Annotated in this window: 17 protein-coding genes; 13 read left to right on the forward strand and 4 right to left on the reverse strand. The window is 64.3% G+C overall.

Annotated features, from left to right (window positions below):
- Position 1: 1 nt before the first annotated feature.
- From ACZ46K_RS23900 to ACZ46K_RS23955, 12 genes are all read left to right on the forward strand, one after another.
- Complete coding sequence (locus ACZ46K_RS23900) at positions 2–805, forward strand: SDR family NAD(P)-dependent oxidoreductase (protein WP_464745116.1); 804 nt, start codon at positions 2–4, stop codon at positions 803–805.
- Positions 802–1,422 (forward strand): carboxymuconolactone decarboxylase family protein, encoded by a 621-nt coding sequence (locus ACZ46K_RS23905; RefSeq protein ID WP_464745118.1) that lies wholly within the window; start codon positions 802–804, stop codon positions 1,420–1,422. The genes ACZ46K_RS23900 and ACZ46K_RS23905 overlap by 4 nt, the downstream gene beginning before the upstream one ends.
- Positions 1,419–2,693, forward strand: a complete 1,275-nt coding sequence (locus ACZ46K_RS23910; RefSeq protein ID WP_464745120.1) for an aromatic ring-hydroxylating oxygenase subunit alpha — start codon at positions 1,419–1,421, stop codon at positions 2,691–2,693. Before ACZ46K_RS23905 ends, ACZ46K_RS23910 begins: the two co-directional genes overlap by 4 nt.
- Positions 2,690–3,028 carry a hypothetical protein gene (locus ACZ46K_RS23915; RefSeq protein ID WP_054804714.1) on the forward strand — a complete coding sequence of 113 codons (339 nt, stop codon included), beginning with the start codon at positions 2,690–2,692 and terminating at the stop codon, positions 3,026–3,028. The genes ACZ46K_RS23910 and ACZ46K_RS23915 overlap by 4 nt, the downstream gene beginning before the upstream one ends.
- Before the next feature lie 71 nt (positions 3,029–3,099).
- Positions 3,100–3,942 carry a TauD/TfdA dioxygenase family protein gene (locus tag ACZ46K_RS23920; RefSeq protein ID WP_054804713.1) on the forward strand — a complete coding sequence of 281 codons (843 nt, stop codon included), beginning with the start codon at positions 3,100–3,102 and terminating at the stop codon, positions 3,940–3,942.
- 61 nt (positions 3,943–4,003) lie between these two features.
- Complete coding sequence (locus tag ACZ46K_RS23925) at positions 4,004–5,284, forward strand: aromatic ring-hydroxylating oxygenase subunit alpha (protein WP_464745122.1); 1,281 nt, start codon at positions 4,004–4,006, stop codon at positions 5,282–5,284.
- The gene (locus tag ACZ46K_RS23930; protein ID WP_054804712.1) at positions 5,281–5,616 is read left to right on the forward strand and encodes a hypothetical protein; all 336 of its coding nucleotides are present in this window, start codon (positions 5,281–5,283) and stop codon (positions 5,614–5,616) included. The genes ACZ46K_RS23925 and ACZ46K_RS23930 overlap by 4 nt, the downstream gene beginning before the upstream one ends.
- The gene (locus ACZ46K_RS23935; protein WP_464749452.1) at positions 5,613–6,899 is read left to right on the forward strand and encodes a metal-dependent hydrolase family protein; all 1,287 of its coding nucleotides are present in this window, start codon (positions 5,613–5,615) and stop codon (positions 6,897–6,899) included. The genes ACZ46K_RS23930 and ACZ46K_RS23935 overlap by 4 nt, the downstream gene beginning before the upstream one ends.
- Before the next feature lie 29 nt (positions 6,900–6,928).
- Entirely contained in the window at positions 6,929–7,249 is a 321-nt protein-coding gene (locus ACZ46K_RS23940) for a hypothetical protein (protein ID WP_054804711.1), read from the forward strand.
- Between the two features lie 47 nt (positions 7,250–7,296).
- Positions 7,297–8,745 carry an aldehyde dehydrogenase gene (locus ACZ46K_RS23945; RefSeq protein WP_464745124.1) on the forward strand — a complete coding sequence of 483 codons (1,449 nt, stop codon included), beginning with the start codon at positions 7,297–7,299 and terminating at the stop codon, positions 8,743–8,745.
- A gap of 62 nt (positions 8,746–8,807) precedes the next feature.
- Positions 8,808–10,379, forward strand: a complete 1,572-nt coding sequence (locus ACZ46K_RS23950; protein WP_054804710.1) for an ABC transporter substrate-binding protein — start codon at positions 8,808–8,810, stop codon at positions 10,377–10,379.
- Positions 10,380–10,513: 134 nt separating this feature from the next.
- Positions 10,514–11,218 (forward strand): helix-turn-helix domain-containing protein, encoded by a 705-nt coding sequence (locus ACZ46K_RS23955; protein WP_464745126.1) that lies wholly within the window; start codon positions 10,514–10,516, stop codon positions 11,216–11,218.
- A 244-nt stretch (positions 11,219–11,462) separates the two neighbouring features.
- On the opposite strand, the gene ACZ46K_RS23960 is transcribed toward ACZ46K_RS23955, so the two are convergent.
- The 3 genes from ACZ46K_RS23960 to pip all read right to left on the reverse strand — a co-directional run bounded on the left by ACZ46K_RS23960 (position 11,463) and on the right by pip (position 17,496).
- Entirely contained in the window at positions 11,463–14,192 is a 2,730-nt protein-coding gene (locus ACZ46K_RS23960; protein ID WP_464745128.1) for a GAP1-N2 domain-containing protein, read from the reverse strand.
- Between the two features lie 231 nt (positions 14,193–14,423).
- Positions 14,424–16,247: a TerD family protein gene (locus ACZ46K_RS23965; RefSeq protein WP_464745130.1), complete on the reverse strand. Its 1,824-nt coding sequence runs from the start codon at positions 16,245–16,247 to the stop codon at positions 14,424–14,426.
- Positions 16,248–16,410: 163 nt separating this feature from the next.
- Complete coding sequence (pip, locus tag ACZ46K_RS23970) at positions 16,411–17,496, reverse strand: prolyl aminopeptidase (protein ID WP_464745131.1); 1,086 nt, start codon at positions 17,494–17,496, stop codon at positions 16,411–16,413.
- Positions 17,497–17,500: 4 nt separating this feature from the next.
- On the opposite strand from pip, the gene ACZ46K_RS23975 reads away from it, so the two are divergent.
- Positions 17,501–17,806, forward strand: a complete 306-nt coding sequence (locus ACZ46K_RS23975; RefSeq protein ID WP_464745133.1) for a maleylpyruvate isomerase N-terminal domain-containing protein — start codon at positions 17,501–17,503, stop codon at positions 17,804–17,806.
- An 82-nt stretch (positions 17,807–17,888) separates the two neighbouring features.
- On the opposite strand, the gene ACZ46K_RS23980 is transcribed toward ACZ46K_RS23975, so the two are convergent.
- Positions 17,889–18,218 (reverse strand): PASTA domain-containing protein, encoded by a 330-nt coding sequence (locus tag ACZ46K_RS23980; protein ID WP_464745135.1) that lies wholly within the window; start codon positions 18,216–18,218, stop codon positions 17,889–17,891.
- Positions 18,219–18,406: the final 188 nt, after the last annotated feature.

Below are 18,406 nucleotides of genomic sequence, written 5' to 3' on the forward strand. Positions count from 1 at the left end.
CATGACCAGCCCGCACACGCGCGACGACTCCGCGCCATCGAGCACACGTTCACCGCATACACGCGGACGCGTCGCAGTGGTCACCGGCGGCGCTTCCGGAATGGGCCTGTCCATCTGCCGGCAGTTCGCCGCCACGGGACACACGGTCGCCGTCCTCGATCTCGACGGCGAGGCCGCACTCCGCGTCGCCGACGAATTGGTCGCTGACGGCGCCACCGCGTGCGGATACGACGTCGACGTCGCCGACCGGCCGGTGGTGGATGACGCCCTGGGCAAGGTCCGTGCCGCATTCGGGTCGATCGACATCCTGGTGACCAGCGCGGGGGTCGTCGCATTCGACACCTTCACCGACATCTCCGAAGACTCGTGGAACAAGGTCCTCGCAGTAAATCTGACGGGGACGTTCAATTGTGTTCAGGCGGCGATTCCCGACATGGTCGAGCAGCGCTGGGGTCGCATCGTCACGATCTCGTCGTCGAGCGCGCAACGCGGATCCCCACGAATGATTCACTACACCGCCTCCAAGGGCGGCGTCATCGCGATGACGAAAGGGCTGGCACGCGAGTACGCGCCGTTCGGGATCACCGTCAACAACATTCCGCCGTCGGCGATCGACACACCCATGTCGCGCAGCTCTCAAGCCGCAGGGCACTATGCCGACAACGACACCCTCTCCAAATCGGTGCCGATCGGCCGAATGGGAACCGGCGAAGACATCGCCGCAGCATGCTGCTTTCTGTGCAGCGACGCCGCCGGGTTCATCACCGGCCAGGTCCTCGGCGTGAACGGCGGCACCGTCATATGAGGGCAACACCCACCGGGCGCTTGGCGCCGCTCCCGCTGGCTCATTGGGCCCCCGGGTCCCGGGAGATCTTGCGCGGACACCTGAACGCCGCAGACCGCTACCTGTCCGATTCACCCAAGCGCCCTCCGCTTCCCAACGTACTGGGACTCCTGGGCCACCACCCCGAGTTGGGCGGCGCCTGGCTGGCCTACAACGGGGTGCTCCTCGACAATCCCACGCTCGATCCGCGGCTTCGCGAAATCATGATCCTGCGCATTTCCTGGCGGACTCGCTCGACCTACGAGTGGGCCCAGCATATCGTGGCAGCACGAGCACACGGCATCACTGACGACGAGATCACCCGAATCGGCCTCGGTGCAGACGCCGGAGTCTGGACTCCGCTGGAATCGTCGCTGCTCGCCGCTGTCGATCAGCTCATCGACCACCATCAGGTCGACGACAGCACCTGGGCGATGCTCGAAGACTCGCTCGAGCCCAGGCAACTTCTCGAAGCACTGTTCGTCGCCGGCACGTATGTGTGCCTCGCCATGGTCTTCAACAGCGTGGCGCTCCCACTCGATCCGAGCATCGATCTCACCGCGATACCCGAACTTCCGGAATTGGAGGACCAGTCATGACACAGTGGCCGAGACCACCCGAAGGTACGTGGACGCAGCACTATCCGGATCTGGGCACCGGCCCCATCTCGTTCGAGGACTCGGTGTCACCCGAGTTCTACGAACTCGAACGCGCAGCGATATTCAAACGCGCCTGGCTGCACATGGGACGCGTCGAGCAGATCCCTCGCACTGGCAGCTACTTCACCAGAGAAATCGAGGTTGCCGGCACATCCATCCTCGTCGTCCGGGACGGTGAAGGAGTCGTCCGAGCATTCCACAATGTGTGCCGCCACCGGGGAAACAAGTTGGTGTGGAACGACTTCCCAAAGGACGAGGTCGACGGCACCTGCCGTCAGTTCACCTGCAAGTACCACGGCTGGCGCTACGGCCTCGACGGCTCGCTGGCGTTCGTACAGCAAGAAGACGAGTTCTTCGACCTCGACAAGGATGCCTACGGACTGGTTCCCGTGCACTGCGATGTGTGGGCGGGGTTCATCTTCATCAACCTGGCCGAACAACCCGAGCAGTCGTTGACACAGTTCCTCGGACCGATGATCACGGCCCTCGACGGCTATCCCTTCGACAAAATCACCGAGCGATATGAGTTCACGGCACGCAATGGCAGCAACTGGAAGCTCTTCGCCGATGCCTTCCAGGAGTACTACCACGTGCCAGGCCTCCACTCCCAGCAGGTCCCGACCGCGGTGAGGAACCCGAAGAAGGGCTTCGAGTGCGCGCACTTCCAACTCGACGGCCCGCATCGGATGACCAGCACCGGAGGGCCCAGGCGCTGGACGCTGCCGCCCGAATTCATGTATCCGATCGAACGCGTCACCCACAGCGGCCTGGTCGGCCCCTGGGAATCGCCCGACCTCGGCGATACACCACCGGGTCTGAACCCGGGCGGTATCGACCCGTGGGGCATCGACAACTTCCAGATCTTCCCGAACGTGGAGATCCTCATCTACCGAGGCTGGTACCTGCTCTACCAGTACTGGCCGACGTCCCACAACACCCACCGATTCGAAGGCGTGCTCTGTTTCCAACCCGCCACCTCGGCCCGCGAGCGTGTCGAACACGAGGTCGCGTCGGTGGTCTTCAAAGAGTTCGCGCTGCAGGACGCCGGCATGCTCGACGGCACCCAGACCGCGCTCGAAGCTGCGTACTACTCGGCCGGTCTCCACGAATTCGTCGTCAACGATCAGGAAATCCTCGTCCGGCATTTCCACAAGGTCGTCGGCGACTGGGTGCGCGCATATCAGCAAGCGAAGACGGAGGTCCCGGCATGACCGCACCCAGGTTGCTTCCACCCGCGTTCGCGGAGTTCGAGAACTACGCCCACACTTGGTGCCTCGCAACCGAACGCGAACGGTATGCCCAGCGGATGAGCAGTTCGATGAGCGAGATGCTGCCCTTCTACAACGCATTCTTCCCGCAACTCGAAGAGGCCATCGCCTACTGCGACAAGTTTCCACTCGACGACATGCCCGACGACGCGGTGAACCTCCTGCACCTCGTGTACTCGTTGGTCACCGTGTCGATGTCGGTCGAGATCTTCCATCAGCCCAAGGTCGTGGACAGTGCTGCCGCCCGCATCGACCGGGTCAAGGAACCGTTCCCGTGACCTTCCGGCAACACCTGCCACCGCGCGACACCGGCACGCGCACATGACGAGCTTCGCGAAAGCGGGTATTCATGAACACCCTCACCATCCGACGTCTCAGCGAACGAGTCGGCGCAGAAATCATCGGCGTCGACCGAGACACACTCCTTGACGACAAGACGCTCCCCGACCACGTCCTCGAACTCCTCGAGGAACACGGCGTCCTGGTCTTCCGTGACCTCCATCTGGACGCGCGGACCCAGGTGGCCTTCGCCCGCACACTCGGCGACATCGACACGTCCCCAGGGCACCACGCCGTCGAAGGCATCTACAGGGTCAGCCTCGACACCGCAAAGAACACCTCGGCAAGCTATCTGCGTGCAACCTTCGACTGGCACATCGACGGCTGCACAGCAGACGGCGACATCCACCCTCAACACGCAACCATCCTCAGTGCCCATGCCGTCGCCGCGCGCGGCGGGGAGACGGAATTCGCCAGCACCTACGACGCATACGATGCCCTCGGCGACGACGAGAAGACGGACCTGCTCGGCCTGCGCGTCGTCCATTCGCTCGAGGCCTCACAACGACTGGTCACCCCCGATCCGACATCCGAACAGCTGGCGGTGTGGCGCGCGCGGCCGCCCAAGGTGCATCCCCTGGTGTGGACCCACCGAACGGGTCGCCGCTCACTGGTCCTCGGCGCCTCCACCGACCACGTCGTCGGAAAAGACACCGACGAGAGTCGCGCACTGCTCGACGACCTGCTCCGACGCTGCACCCGCGCCGACCGGGTGTATCGGCACACCTGGTCTGTCGGCGACACCGTCATCTGGGACAACCGCGGTGTAATCCACCGGGCGGCCCCCTACGAGCCCGACTCCGAGCGCGAAATGCTCAGGACCACCGTGCTCGGAGACGAACCGATCCAATGATCCTCCCAATTCGTTAGTGCACCTCGATTCGACAGCTCACCGCCCACCAGAGGAGTACCGCATGTCCCGCTGGCCGAAGCCCCCCGAAGGAAGCTGGACCGAGCACTATTCACAGCTCGGTACTGCACCGATGTCGTACGACGATTCCACCAGTCCCGAGTTCTACGAGCTCGAACGCGAAGCAATCTTCAAGCGCGCGTGGCTGAACGTGGGCCGCATCGAGCAAGTCCCCCGCACAGGTAGCTACTTCACGAAGGAGATCAACGCGGCCAAGACCTCGATCATCGTCGTGCGCGGTTCCGACGGTGAGGTCCGCGCGTTTCACAACATCTGCCGGCACCGAGGAAACAAGCTGGTGTGGAACGACTTCCCCAACGAGGAAACCTCAGGGACGTGCCGCCAGTTCACCTGCAAGTACCACGGATGGCGTTACGGCCTGGACGGCGCGCTGGCCTTCGTGCAGCAGGAGGAGGAGTTCTTCGACCTCGACAAGGACGCCTACGGCCTGGTTTCCGTGCACTGCGAGGTGTGGGCCGGCTTCATCTTCGTCAACCTCGCGAAGCAACCGGAGCAATCGCTGACAGATTTCCTCGGTCCGATGGTGACCGCACTCGATGGCTATCCGTTCGGCAACCTCACCGAACGATTCTCGTATCGTGCTGAAATCAAGGCGAATTGGAAGCTCTACATGGACGCCTTCCAAGAGTTCTATCACGCGCCGATCCTGCACGGCAGGCAGTCTCCCGCCAAATTCTCGGCCGCTGCCGCCCAAGCGGGTTTCGAAGCACCCCACTACCAATTGGACGGACCACATCGCCTCGTCAGCACCTCGGGTGTGGTGACCTGGGAGCTCGATTCGGAGATGCGCAAACCGATGGAAGACATCACGCGCAGTGGGCTGTTCGGTCCGTGGGACGTTCCGGACCTGGGTGTCGCCGAGATGCCGCCGGGACTCAACCCCGCCAAGTGCGACCCGTGGGGCCTCGACTCCTTCCAGTTGTGGCCCAACTTCACCATCCTGGTGTGGTCGAGTGGCTGGTACGTCACCTACCAATACTGGCCGACGTCCCACAACACCCACATCTTCGAAGGCAACGCATACTTCGTTCCCGCCCGGACAGCGAGGGAGCGGGTCGCCCACGAGATGGCCGCGGTGACCTTCAAGGAATATGCGCTCCAGGACAGCAACACCCTGGAGGCGACACAGTCGATGCTCGAATCCGGGGTCGTCTCCGCGTTCCCTCTCAACGACCAGGAAATCCTGCTGCGCCACCTGCACCATGTGGCAGCGCAGTGGGTGGATGACTACCGGAACGACAAAGCCGAGGAGCTGAGCCGATGACCACTGCCATGCTGCCCGAGGAGTTCCACGATCTCGAGCCGTACGCGAGCACATGGTGCCTCGGCTCGGAGCCGGAACGCTATGCCGCACGGCTCGCCGGTTCCATGGAGGAGATGCAGGCGTTCTACGACGCGATCTCGCCGCGCGCAGAGACCGCGATCGCGTACTGCGACAAGTTCCCGCTCGACGAACTGCCCTCGGACGTGCAGAACCTCCTCTACCTGCTGTATTCGATGATCATGGTGTCGTTTCCCGTGGAGGTGTGGAGCCAGCCTCGGGTGCCCGATTCCGGCGCAGCAATGCTCGAATGCGTGATCGAGCCGGCGCCATGACCGGCCTGCCGACGATCGTCCGCGCCGCTCGCCTGCTCGATGTGGCTACCGGGGTAATGCACCACGGGGCCACGGTGGTGGTCGAAGGCAACCTCATCGCCGCAGTGAACCCGGTCGACGAACCGGCCGCAGGCACCGTGATCGATCTGGGGGACGTCACCCTGCTCCCGGGGCTCATGGATATGGAGGTGAACCTGCTCATCGGCGGTCCCGACACACCCACGGGGCTCCCCAATCCGATGCACGGTGTCCAGGACGATCCCGTCTACCGCACGCTACGCGCCACCGAGAACGCCCGAACCACGCTCGCGGCCGGGTTCACGACGGTCCGCAACCTCGGGCTCATGGTCAAGACGGGCGGGTATCTCCTGGACGTCGACCTGGGCAGGGCCATCGAGCAAGGCTGGGTGCAGGGGCCGCGCATCGTGGGTGCGGGCCACGCCATCACTCCCACGGGTGGGCATCTCGATCCGCGGATGTTCCAGCGCCTCGCACCACACATCATGCCGCTCTCGCCCGACGAGGGCATGGCGAACGGAGTCCCCGAAGTCCGCCGGGCCGTGCGATACCAGATCCAGTACGGCGCCGAAGTCATCAAGATCTCGGCGTCGGGCGGCGTGATGTCCCACAGCACGGCCGCGGGTGCACAGCAGTATTCCGACGACGAACTCGAGGCGATCGTCGACGAGGCACATCGGGCGGGTGTGAAGGTCGCCGCGCACGCCCACGGCGATGCCGGAATCCGGGCCTGCATCCGCGCGGGAGTCGACTGCATCGAACACGGTTCCCTCGCATCCGACGACACCATCTCCATGATGGTCGAGCACGGCACATTTCTCGTCCCCACGAGCTATCTGTCCGAGGGGCTCGACGTGTCGAAAGCAGCTCCCGCACTGCAGAAGAAGGCTGCCGAAGTCTTCCCGCAAGCGCGTCGCACTCTCACCAAGGCCATCCACGCCGGTGTCAGGATCTCGTGCGGTACGGATGCGCCCGCGATCCCGCACGGTCGGAACGCCATGGAATTGTGGGCTTTGGTCGATCGCGGCATGACCCCGCTCCAGGCGATCCGGGCCGCCACACTCACTAGCGCCGATCTCATCGGCGTCGAAGACCGAGGACGGCTCGAGACCGGCCTGCTCGCAGACATCATCGCGGTGCCAGGTGATCCCACCGAGGACATCACGGCACTGCAGGACGTGCAGTTCGTAATGAAGGACGGGCACGTCCACAAGAACACTCGGGTCGCCGAACTCGACAACCTCGAACCCGTCACGCAGCACTGAACATTCACCCATTACCAGGAGGTGGGCACATGCCCAAGGGAATCATGTACGTCGAATCACGACCGAAGTCACCGGAGGACGAAGCCGCGTACCACGAGTGGTACAACGAGCGTCACCTCAGCGAGATTTCCGCCATCGACGGGGTTGTGGCGGCGCGCCGATACGCACCGCTCGACAACACCGGCTCGTACATCGCCATCTACGAACTCGACGCAGACGATCTCGATGCCGTGCGGAGCAGGCTGACGGAAAGTCTCCGATCCGGAGAGATGTCTCCTCCGGTTGGTGTTCAAACCTCGCCTCCACCAACGACGCTCTACTACCGCGAGATCGCCTCGCACGTTCCCTGACCGGCAATGCGACCAACGGCGGCCCACCCACCGACGCAGGAGATCACATGCACGAGCACACCCGCCTCTACATCGGCGGCGACTGGGTCGTCCCCAGCAGCACCGACGTGATCGACGTCGTCTCACCGCACAGCGAAGAGACCATCGCACGCGTGGCGGCCCCCGCGACAGCCGACATCGACCGGGCCGTGAACGCTGCCCGCCGCGCATTCGACGAAGGGCCGTGGCCGCACACCGACCCCGAGGAACGGGTCGACGTCGTCCGGACACTACTGGGGCTGTACGAACCGCGCCGCGACGAGCTCGCGGAACTCGTCACCTCCGAAATGGGTGCGCCGATCACATTCTCGGCGTCGGCGCATGCGCGGCTTCCCGGCGTGTTGATGTCCGGTTTCGCCGCCCTCGCCGAGAAACACACGTGGGAAGAAACCCGACAAGGATTTCTCGGGAACGAGGTCGTCGTCCGCAAGCGCCCGGTCGGTGTCGCAGCCGGGATCATCCCGTGGAACATGCCGATGTTCCTCACAGTGGTCAAACTGATCCCGCCGTTACTGGCAGGCTGCTCCGTCGTGCTCAAACCGTCGCCGGAAACCCCGTTGAATGCGTATTTTCTCGCGGAGCTCCTCGAGCACGCCGGCGTACCCAGCGGTGTTGTCAGCATCCTTCCCGGCGGGCGGGAAGTTGGCGAGTATCTCGTCGCCCATCCGGGAGTCGACACAGTGTCGTTCACCGGGTCGACGGAGTCCGGCAAACAGGTGGCGACCGCGTGTGCGGCGGGTCTCAAACGGGTGAGTCTGGAACTGGGTGGTAAGTCGGCCGCGATCGTCCTCGACGATGCCGATCCCGAACGGGTTGCCGCCGGCATCACAGTGGCCGGTCTGATGAACGGCGGCCAGGCATGCGTCGCGCAAACACGCGTTCTGGTACCGGAATCCCGGTACGACGACCACGTCGACGCTCTCGCGGCCATGCTGCAAGCACTGCACGTCGGCGACCCCTTCGCCCCCGCCACGCAAGTCGGCCCGATGGTGAGCCGCCGACAACAACACCGGATCCGCAACTACATCGAGTTGGGCGACAAGGAGGGCGCGCGGCGGGTGGTAGGCGGGAGCAGCATGCCGACAGGCATGGAACGCGGTTGGTACATCCGGCCGACACTGTTCGCCGATGTCGACAACTCGATGCGGATAGCGCGGGAAGAGATCTTCGGACCCGTGCTGACCGTCATCCCCTACACCGACGACACCGATGCCGTCCGCATCGCCGACGACAGCGAGTACGGGTTGTCCGGGTCGGTGTGGACACCCGATCTCGACCGGGGCATCGGTGTCGCGCGGAGCGTGCGCACCGGCACCTTCGGTGTGAACGAGGCCTACAGTATGGATCCCTCCGCACCCTTCGGCGGTGTGAAAATGAGTGGCTACGGGCGCGAATTCGGGCCCGAAGGTCTCGATGAGTACCTCGAAACCCAGTCGCTCTCCGTCGTCGCGCACTGACTCTCCACGACCCGAACGCATCGTCGGCCCGCACGTGCCGCATTCGCTATGAGAGGCAACGAATGTCCCGAAAACTACGCCCCCATCTTGCAGCGCTTGCCGCTGCCTGCAGCGTCGTACTGTTCACCGCGGCATGCGGCGCATCAGACCCCGACGACGCGGCACATGCGTCGGGTGAGCCGGTCGCGGGAGGCACACTCGAGGCAATCCAACTCACCGAACCCCGATCTCTCGATCCAGCGAAGCTGAACAACACCTGGGTGCATCAGAGTCTCGTCGGCAACGGACTGTACGGGGCGTTGATCACCAACGACACCGAAACCCTGGAAACCACATTCGATCTGGCTGCCGATTTCTCGACCGCGGACGGCGGTGCGACGTTCACCCTGGAACTCCGACCCGGCCTCACCTTCACAGACGGCACCCCGCTGGACGCCGCGGCAGTGAAATACAACTGGGACAGGTTGCTCGACCCGGCCGTCGGTTCCGAGGCCATCCGGCAGGCCTCACAGATTGCTACGAGCGAAGTCGTGGGCCCCACCACCCTTCACGTCACCATGGTGGCGCCCAACCCCCACTATCCCGAAGCAGCCATGGCCAGCAGCATGAACTGGATCGCCTCGCCTACTGCACTGGAGAAGGGACAAGAGGCATTCGACGTCAATCCGGTCGGGGCAGGGCCGTTCACGTTCAGCGAGTGGAGACGCGGTGATGTGATCAAGCTCGAGAAGAACCCCGACTACTACGACGCGCCGAAACCATATCTGGATGCCATTGAGGTGCGCACGGTCGCCGACGTCAATCAGCGTGCAAACACGATGCTGGCCGGAGGCGCCGATCTCTCGTCGGAGACCAATCGAGGCAACATCCTGAAGGCGAACGAAGCTGGGCTATCGACCGAGATCGTGTCCACCGGTGGTGGCCTGTTCATGGGGATGAACTTCCGGCAAGCTCCGTTCGATGACGAGCGGGCTCGTCGCGCAGTGGCGCTGGCCGTGGACGCCGAAGCGGTCAACAACGCTGTCTACAAGGGCGAAGGTCTGGTTCCTTTGACCCTGTTCCCCGAGGAATCTCCGTACTACGAAGACATACCATTTCCGGAACCCGACCCCGAGGCTGCCCAGGAACTGTTCGATGAACTCGCAACAGAGGGCAAGCCGGTGGAGTTCACCATCCTCGCTTACTCGACAGTCGAGCTCAAAGGCGTCGCCGAAGCTATTCAGGCACAGCTCAGCGCGTTCGACAATGTCGAGGTGAAAGTGGATGCACTGGAGTTCGTCCAAGCTGCGCAGCGGGTCACCACCCGAGACTTCGGAATGGCCGTCACGTCCGCAGTCGCCCAAGACCCCGATTTCGCGTTGTGGACCTCATTTCATTCCGCGTCAGAGGTCGGCAATGTTGCCGGCGTCAACGACCCTGAACTCGATGCGGCCTTGGATGCCGGTCGCATAGGCACCACTCTCGAGGATCGAAAAGCGGCATACGCCACGGTGCAACAAAGATTGCTCGACCTCAACCCTGGAATCTGGTACTCACGCGCGACGCCGTCACTTGTCTGGGATGAGAAGGTGCAAGGAGTCGACGTGTACACGCTCGGTTCGATCATGCCCGAAGAACTCTGGGTCACCGGATAGAGCCCGAGTGTTCAGTGTTCGGTGTTCGGTATTGACCGAACACCGAGCGGACGGAAACGGCACGCACGGCACTCATCCGGCAACGTGCCGGTTACCTCGACCTTCGGGGGCGGCTGGCGCTGCGCACCGACCGAATGGTGATCGACGCTCAGGTCGAGACGGTCACCGAACGCGCTACTCGGTCCCATGCCCTCACCGGCAAAGCCGGACTCGAGGTCGCGACCGCATTACTGATGCAACCCGAGCGTGCGGCGGCCGTACGCGAGCTGGCGCGCGAAGTGGGCCGCTCCCCCAGCACGGTCTCGGAGATCCTCGCCGCGCTTCGCCGTGACGGCGTCGTCGATGCACGCAACGCCGTGTCGGGGACCGATTTGTTCTGGCAGGTCGCCGAGCACTGGCCGAACAGACGTGTTCATCTGGCCTCACTGCCGTCACCTGGCGACGCGACCTTGATCCGACCGCTGCGGCTCGGCCTCGACTCAACGGGGAACGAGCCCGGGTGGGCGCTCACCGACTCCGCTGCCGCCGCTGCATACGGCGCGCCAGTGGCATTCCGCTCGGGTCAGGTACTCGACTTCTTCGTTCCGGACCACTCGATTGTCCGGCGTGCTACCACCCTGCTCGGTGCGGCGGCATCCGACCGGCAAGCACTGGCCACGGTGAGAGTCGCCCCTGTGCCGGCTGTCGTACAGCACCGAGTCGACGTGGATGCCAATCACCTCGAGTGGCCGCTGGCGCATCCACTGTTCGTCGCACTCGATCTGGCCCAGGACACGGGACGGGGACACGAGATCCTGGACATGTGGACCCCCGACGAACGGTGGACTCGTGTCTGGTAACCATGTCACCTTCGTCGGGGATGCGATGGCCGCTGTCGTACACGGCATCGTCGAAGTCCGAGCGCTCCTCGAACAGCCACCCGCCAGGGTCGGCGGCCTCGCCGTACTGTCGCGGCTGTCGAATCCCTACCGCGCCACCGTCGACCTCGATCTCGTGGACCGAACCATTCATCGACGCCACACGACGCTAACTGCAACTCGGGCAGCCCCAACGGGTCGGACACATGGTCTCGCGCGAGCGCAATCAGAACGGCCCCCGCAGCCTGGAGATTGCGCGCTCCGCCCCGGCCACCCGCTGCTCGTACCATCCCTCGACGAATGCGGCATACGCTTCGCGGGCCAGGTCGACGGTGCGGTCGCGGAACTCCATGAGTTCGGCACTCAGCGATGCCTGCACCCCTCGAAGGTCTCGTGGGCCGAGGTTCCACGGCTCCGGAAGGATCGCGGTGGCGACCTCGTCGAGAATCCCATGCTGATCGGATTCGGATCCGACGACGAAATGCGCCAGAACACCGACCGTTTCGGATACCAGCACCACATCCGGGGAGCCGGGCGAGCTCATCACCGCGTAGGAGATCAACCAGTTCTCGTCCAGAGCACCGGCCTGTGCGAGGTCGACGATCGAGTCGACGACGAACCTGGCATTGACTTCGACTGCATCGGCAAGTGCAGCAACATGCTTCGGAGGTAACGCGGGAAGCACCGCGGAACGAGCCTTCGCAGCGACGATGCACACCGCGAGACCGGCGAGCACGTCATCGGGCAGGTCCGCTTCGTAGTGCCGGGCATAGTCGGTGATCGTCGGCAGACCGTACCGCCCGAGATCCTCATCGAGTTCCGGCTCGGAGATCCCGTCCCAGCTGTTCCTCAGCCGAATCAACGACCATGCCCCGGCAAGTGCGTCGTGATGTGCATCCTCCTGCCACGGCGCGACTCCTGCATGATCCAGGAGGTTCAGGATGTGACGCGCGAGCAATTCGACGTCCGTGCTCCACTGCTCACACACCACAGCGTCCTGAAGGAAGCGCGGGGCAACCACACTCGGATACGTCTGGACCATCTGACGCCACTCGGCAGCCGTCCACTGCTGGGCGGCGACGACGTCGTCCAGGCCCGGGATCACCCCCGAGCCTTCGTTGAGTTCGTAGAACGCGCGCCACAGGGCGACGACGGCCAGCTCACTCCTCACCCGCGCCCCCTCTCCTCGTTCGGCGAGAGCGAAGACACCTTCAGCGGTGATGATGCTCTGGGTGGTGTTCACCAGGGACGGATCCGCCGCGAATTCGTCGAATGTGGGCACTTCGGCCACGCTGCTCGCAACGAACGCCAACACGGAAGGTTCGAGTCGAGACCCGAGCGGTCTGCCGATGAAGTCGAAATGGCCGATCATTGCGGGCTGCAGGTAGTCGGTGCACGTCGAGCGACCGACCGGGCCGACCTCCGCGACGAGCTGCGGACCTCGGGCGTCATCGCACAACACCGGCACCACCACGAGTTCGAGGATCTCGAGGGCCAGCTCGTGGCCGACATCGCTCATGAGATCGGCTCGGATGATCGCATCGAGCACCTGGAGTGCCGAGATCGCCACATCTTCGATCTCGTACGGGTGATTCAGGCGGCTTCGTAGCGCACCGAGTATGCGGTCGGCGTCCATCACCAGTTCGGGAGTCCGATCGCAGTATTCGAGCAGTGCACGATCCGATGGATCTATGTTCCGGAACCACGCGCGATCCTGGAACGCCCGAAATGCAAAGACTCGTCCGGCGAGGGTCCGCACAACCGGAGCCAGCCGGTCGCCGGCATGCCACGCGCCGAATACTCTGGCGGCGTGCGCCGCGGTGTCGCCGAAGCTGCTGTCTACTACGTCGACGATCAGGGACGCGAACTCCGACTCCATCGCCGTGGAGGGGCTCTGTTCGAACAGGACCGTCGTCGCCTCGTCCAACGAGTCGTGCAGGTCGCTGTCTGCGACCACCGCCATCGCCAGCGGCCACATCGGCGAGAGATCGTCGTCGCCCGTTTTCCTCGCGATCTCGTCCTGATGCGCCAGGGTGCGGGCGGCAACCGATTCGTCGACGAGGACGATCTGCGCCAGCCGCGACCAAGGGGTCACAGGTACGAGGTCGCCGTTGTCGACGCAATGCGGTTCCCCATCGAGCACGCCGAGGGCCGGCGATTCGTTCTCACCGAACACGACGCAACCTGGGGTGTCGCCCGGAAGGTCCTCGATCGGAACCGCGACGAGGTGCGCGCCGCGCGCGACCGTGTGGTCGACGGTGTGCAACCTGTCGAAGGTCGACCATCCGAAGCGTCGGCTGGTTCCGGGCGACATGAAGTGTGAAACTGCCGCGATCCATCCGGCTGCACTGTCCGAATCCGTGCACCCGAGGACGACGGGTGAGCCCCCGCGGAATGCCTGAGCAACCGCGTCGAGCAGGACGCTGAAGATACCGATCCGCGATGCGTTCGGTTCGAGGAGGAAGTCGACGGTGGCGGCGCGCGAAGCGACATCACTCGGCCGGGGTTCGGGAGACGAGAGGATCGCGGCAGCGACGTCGCGGGGTCCGTACGGCGTGAGCCACTCGGGCGAGCGCCATCGTTCGATCGGCCGCGGGGTGTCTGCCGCATCGGCGTGCCGGTCGAGTAGTGCGTGGGCGAACACGTTTCCGAACCACCCGGAGGATCCTGCGCCGGATGGAACGGTGTGCCAGTACAGACCCGAGTTGCCTGTTCCCGGTACATACATCAATCGACGGGGTCGGTTCTCCACTTCTTCGGCAGTCGGGAACCGGGGAATCGGCTGAACTTCTTCGAACCGCGTCACGACGCCGGCGAGCAGTCTTTCCGCTTCGTCCGCGTCGATGTCGCCGGTGGTCTGCTTGATCTGCCAACCGCCGCCGCCGGCAGTGCCGGGGCGGTCGAACGAGGTGTAGGTGAGCTGACCGAACCTCGGGTGGTCGGCAACGGGAGTCACGACGCTCTGCCGACTCGCCGATCCGAGTCGCACGAAGCGTCAACCACAAGGGGCTTGTGGATCACGACGGACGGTGACACCATGACCTGCACCGATTCTGGGACACCATCGGACGGGCCGAGAGCGCGTGCTTCCAGGCGCGCCCGATCGAGACCTGCTCGGGTGCAGTTTCGGTGGGATCCATGACCACTGATACTAGGCCAGCGCGGATGCCCACCACAGCGAGACCGGTCAGTCGATACCGTCCACGTCCACGCCGTATCGCACTGCGAGCGCGGCGAGGTCGTCGTCGTACCCCTGCCCCACCGACCGCAACCTCCACTTCCCGGACCGTCGGTAGATCTCGGCGAGCACCATGGTGCGCTCGGTGGTGCCTGCGTCGAGTACCGCGGTGGCGGCAGTGCCCGCCTCACTGTCCACGCTGATGGAGACCGCGCCGAGGTCGCCGAAGGTGCGGTCTCCGTCGATCGCCGCCGCGATCGCGATGCGCTCGCAGTCGTCCGGAATCGAGGCGAGGTCGACGCGGATGGACTGTTCGCTGCTGCCGTCCATGGTCAACTCGACCACGCCGTCGTCGTAAGCGGGGTTGTTGTAGAAGACGAAATCGTCGTCGGTGTCGACTCTTTCATTACTGTCGAGTAAGAACGCGACGATGTCGACGTCGAATTCGTCTCCGACAGCTTCGGCCTTCCAGGCAATGTTGACCGACCACCGCTCGGTCTTCGCCGGAAGGTCGATCACTTCGCCCTGGGAGAGCACCGGGGCCGCCAGGCGGGATTCGGTGCGCATGTGCGCGGGGACGACGCCCTTCTCGATCGCCGCATTCACGTCGTCCGCGGTGAGTACCGGCAGCCGACGATCGTTGACCCGCGTCATCCGCTTGTCCGCGTCGGCGCCCTCGAGTACGAGTGCGTCGGTGACAGCGGCCGTGAAGTTGATGGACGGTCGGGCGCCGAGCTGCGCGATGCGGGAGCGCATCATGACCGCTTCGAGGTGGGTGCCGCCCAGCAGGAGGACTCGACGCCCCGACCACAACTTGGGCTTCTTGCCCTGGAGCGCCCAGCTCTGCGGCTCCGCCGTGGGCGTCGCCGTCGTCACCGGGGTTTCCTGCTGCGGGACGACGTCGATCACCGTCGCCACCTTGGGCTCGCCGGCCACCACTCGTTCCAGCAGCGCTTCGAGCTGCTGTTCGGTGATGACGGGAATGCCCTCGGCCATGGCCTTGCGCACCTTGGCGGTCTGCACGGCGACATCGTTGCAGACGACGACGCTGGTCTGGCGACTCGCGCTGTTGAGTACGTCGAGCCCTGCTTCCGTCAGCCGCCCGGCCAACGTCAGCCGCGGAGTGTCGGTGGACCCACTGATCACCACCTTCATGCCCTGGACGAGCCCCGCCTCGGTGAGGCGACCCGGGTTCTTCCACTGGCACGGCACTCGCTGCACCGAATCGGGGTACACCGACTTCCGGCTGCGGCAGTTCACCACGGGCAAGGGCAGCTGCAGGCTCTCGGCCATGGTGGCGCTGCGCACGAACACCTCGGAGAGCACGCGTGCGTCGTCGTACGCGTCGTGTGCCTGCAACTGCTGGACCTGCCAGTGCTGGGCGAGGGTCGACAGTTGAAAGTTGGGGACATCGAGTTCCAGACGCCGCGACAACGCCAGAGTGCAGAGCCGCTGGCCGGCCGGAATCGACCTGCCCGCCCGCCGGAACTCGGCGTCGAGGAATCCGTAGTCGAACGACGCGTTGTGTGCGACGAGCACGCCGCCGTCGAGTATGTCGGCGAGGTCGCCGGCGATATCCGTGAAGCGGGGCGCGTCGGCGAGCCGCTCGCGCGTCAGGTTGTGGATGTGCACCGGGCCGGGGTCGCAGTCGGCATTGACGAGGGTGGAGAACTCGCGTTCGACGGAACCGTCTTCACGCAGCGACAACGCTGCGACGCTGAGCACTCGGTGCGCATTGGGACGCAGACCCGACGTCTCGACGTCGACGACCACCCAGCGGTGCCCACGAGGCAGGGTCGCAGGCCCGTTCGCATGTCCGCGCGTATCGATCACGTCGACCTCCTGATGTCTTCCGCGTCGGGATGGAAAACCGACATGACCGACATTCTTACCGGACCTCACCGACAGCGCGGAATGCAGGTCACGGCCGAATCGACTTGTGTAACACCACGCCCGGACCAGGCGATATCCAGGGGTTTTCATAGCTCGGCGACACCTACCGATCCTGCGTGCGACGCGGGGCCGCGAGGTCGTCGAATGCAGCGGTATCCCCGGCATTCCACCGACGACTCATCACCTCGATCGCACGCGCCGCACGCCGACGCTCACGACAGAGGTCGCGTGCACGACCCGCCCTCCCGGCGAATGAGTTGATCGCTTCGATGAGGTGGCCGGTGAAGCTGCCACCACCATGGCCGGCGTCGTCGATGACGACCAGACGACTGCCGTCCCACCGGCGGGAGAGTTCCCACGCGGTGTCGAGCGGACCGGACACGTCGTATCGGCCGTGAACGAGGATCGCGGGGATTCCCGTGAGTTGCTCCATGCCATCGAGCAGTTGATTCTCGACAAAGAAGTGATCATTGCCCCAGTAGTGGGTGACCAAGCGCGCAAACACCATCCGGAATGTCGGGTCCTGGTATCTGAGGGAGGGCGCCCATCCTGGCATCAACGAAATGTGAGTGTCCTCCCACTCGCACCACCGCAGCGCAGCGTTCTCTCGAACACAGATGTCAGGATGGGTGAGCAGACGGGCGTAGGCGGCTGCCAGGTTGCCGTCCCGCTCGTCTTCCGGCACCGGTTCGACGAACCGCTCCCATTCGCGTGGAAAGATGCGCCGCATGTCGCGGGTGATCCACTCCACTTCCCTGCGTGTACCCGAGGTGATCGCGCCCAGCGCCATCCCGATGACCCGGTCAGGGTGTGCTTGCGCGTAGGCCAATCCGAGTGCGACGCCCCAGGATGCACCCGCCACGACCCAGCTCTCGATTCCGAGATGTTCGCGAAGCCTCTCGATGTCGACGATGAGGTGGTCGGTTGTGTTCGTGGAGAGGTCGGTGGCCGAATCGTCAGCGCGGGGCGTGCTGCGCCCACAACCACGCTGATCGAACAGCACGGCACGAAACACGGTCGGGTCGAAGAACCTCCGCATGCCCACGGTGCAACCCGCCCCTGGACCGCCATGGAGATACACGACGGGAAGGCCTGCCGGATTGCCGATGGTCTCCCAGTACACAGAATTGCCGTCGGATACCGCGAGATGGCCCGATTCGTATGGTTCGATCGCGGGGAACAGATCCATTCGAGTGAGTTTGTCACATGGAGATGCGGGGGCTGTCGTGGTGGAGTTCGAGCAAGACCGAGATTTGTTGATCCGACTGTGGCGGATGTGGGCGAAGCGGGCCGCGGAACTGTCCGACGAGCAGTGGGCTGCCGAGACCCGGTTACCGGGGTGGACCGTCCGGGACATCTACATGCACGTCACTCCGGACGTCATGATCACAATGCTCGCCGATCCTGTCGCGGCCGAACCGATGCATGCACAGCTCGCCGAGATCGTGCGCGAGATGTCCTCGTTGCCGTGCCCGATCCGCGCGCATTCGTCGAGGTAGCCTCTGGCGGTCCAACAGCGCAGTCCTCCCGGTGATGCGGTGAGTGCCCGGCGACGACCGTTGAACCAGGATATTCACGGTGTCAGCATGCGTTCGTTTCGCCGATCTTGACTACCGAAAGAACTGCATCACCTTCACTGATCGGAACGCCTGCATCCGGGTTCTGGCCGACTACAACCCAGTTCGCGTCGAGCACTTGATTCCGTCCCTTACCTGTCGCATCCGAACTCCGCGAATAGAACACACCCAGCGCTTGAATCAGATCTTGCGCATCCTGAAGATTCATACATACGACATTCGGCATCGGGACCGAAGTCACAACCGGTGCAGTCGAGGAGGTGACAACCGGCGCCGGTGCGGCTTTGACCACATCTGTCGATACAGGCAATTCCGTCGTCGTGCTCGTCGGCACTGTCGTTGATGATGCTGACGAAGTCCGAGTTGCCGAGGAGGTAGACGGCTGCGCCGACGACGTCGCCTCAGATGTTGCGGCGGAACCCGTCTCCGCGTCCGAGCCGCAAGCCGACAGTCCCGTCACCAACCCCGCGATCGTCAGAATTGTCGCGACAGTGCGTCGTCCACTCGTCATACCGATGCGTC

This window comes from Rhodococcus sp. JCM 9793, assembly GCF_055380405.1.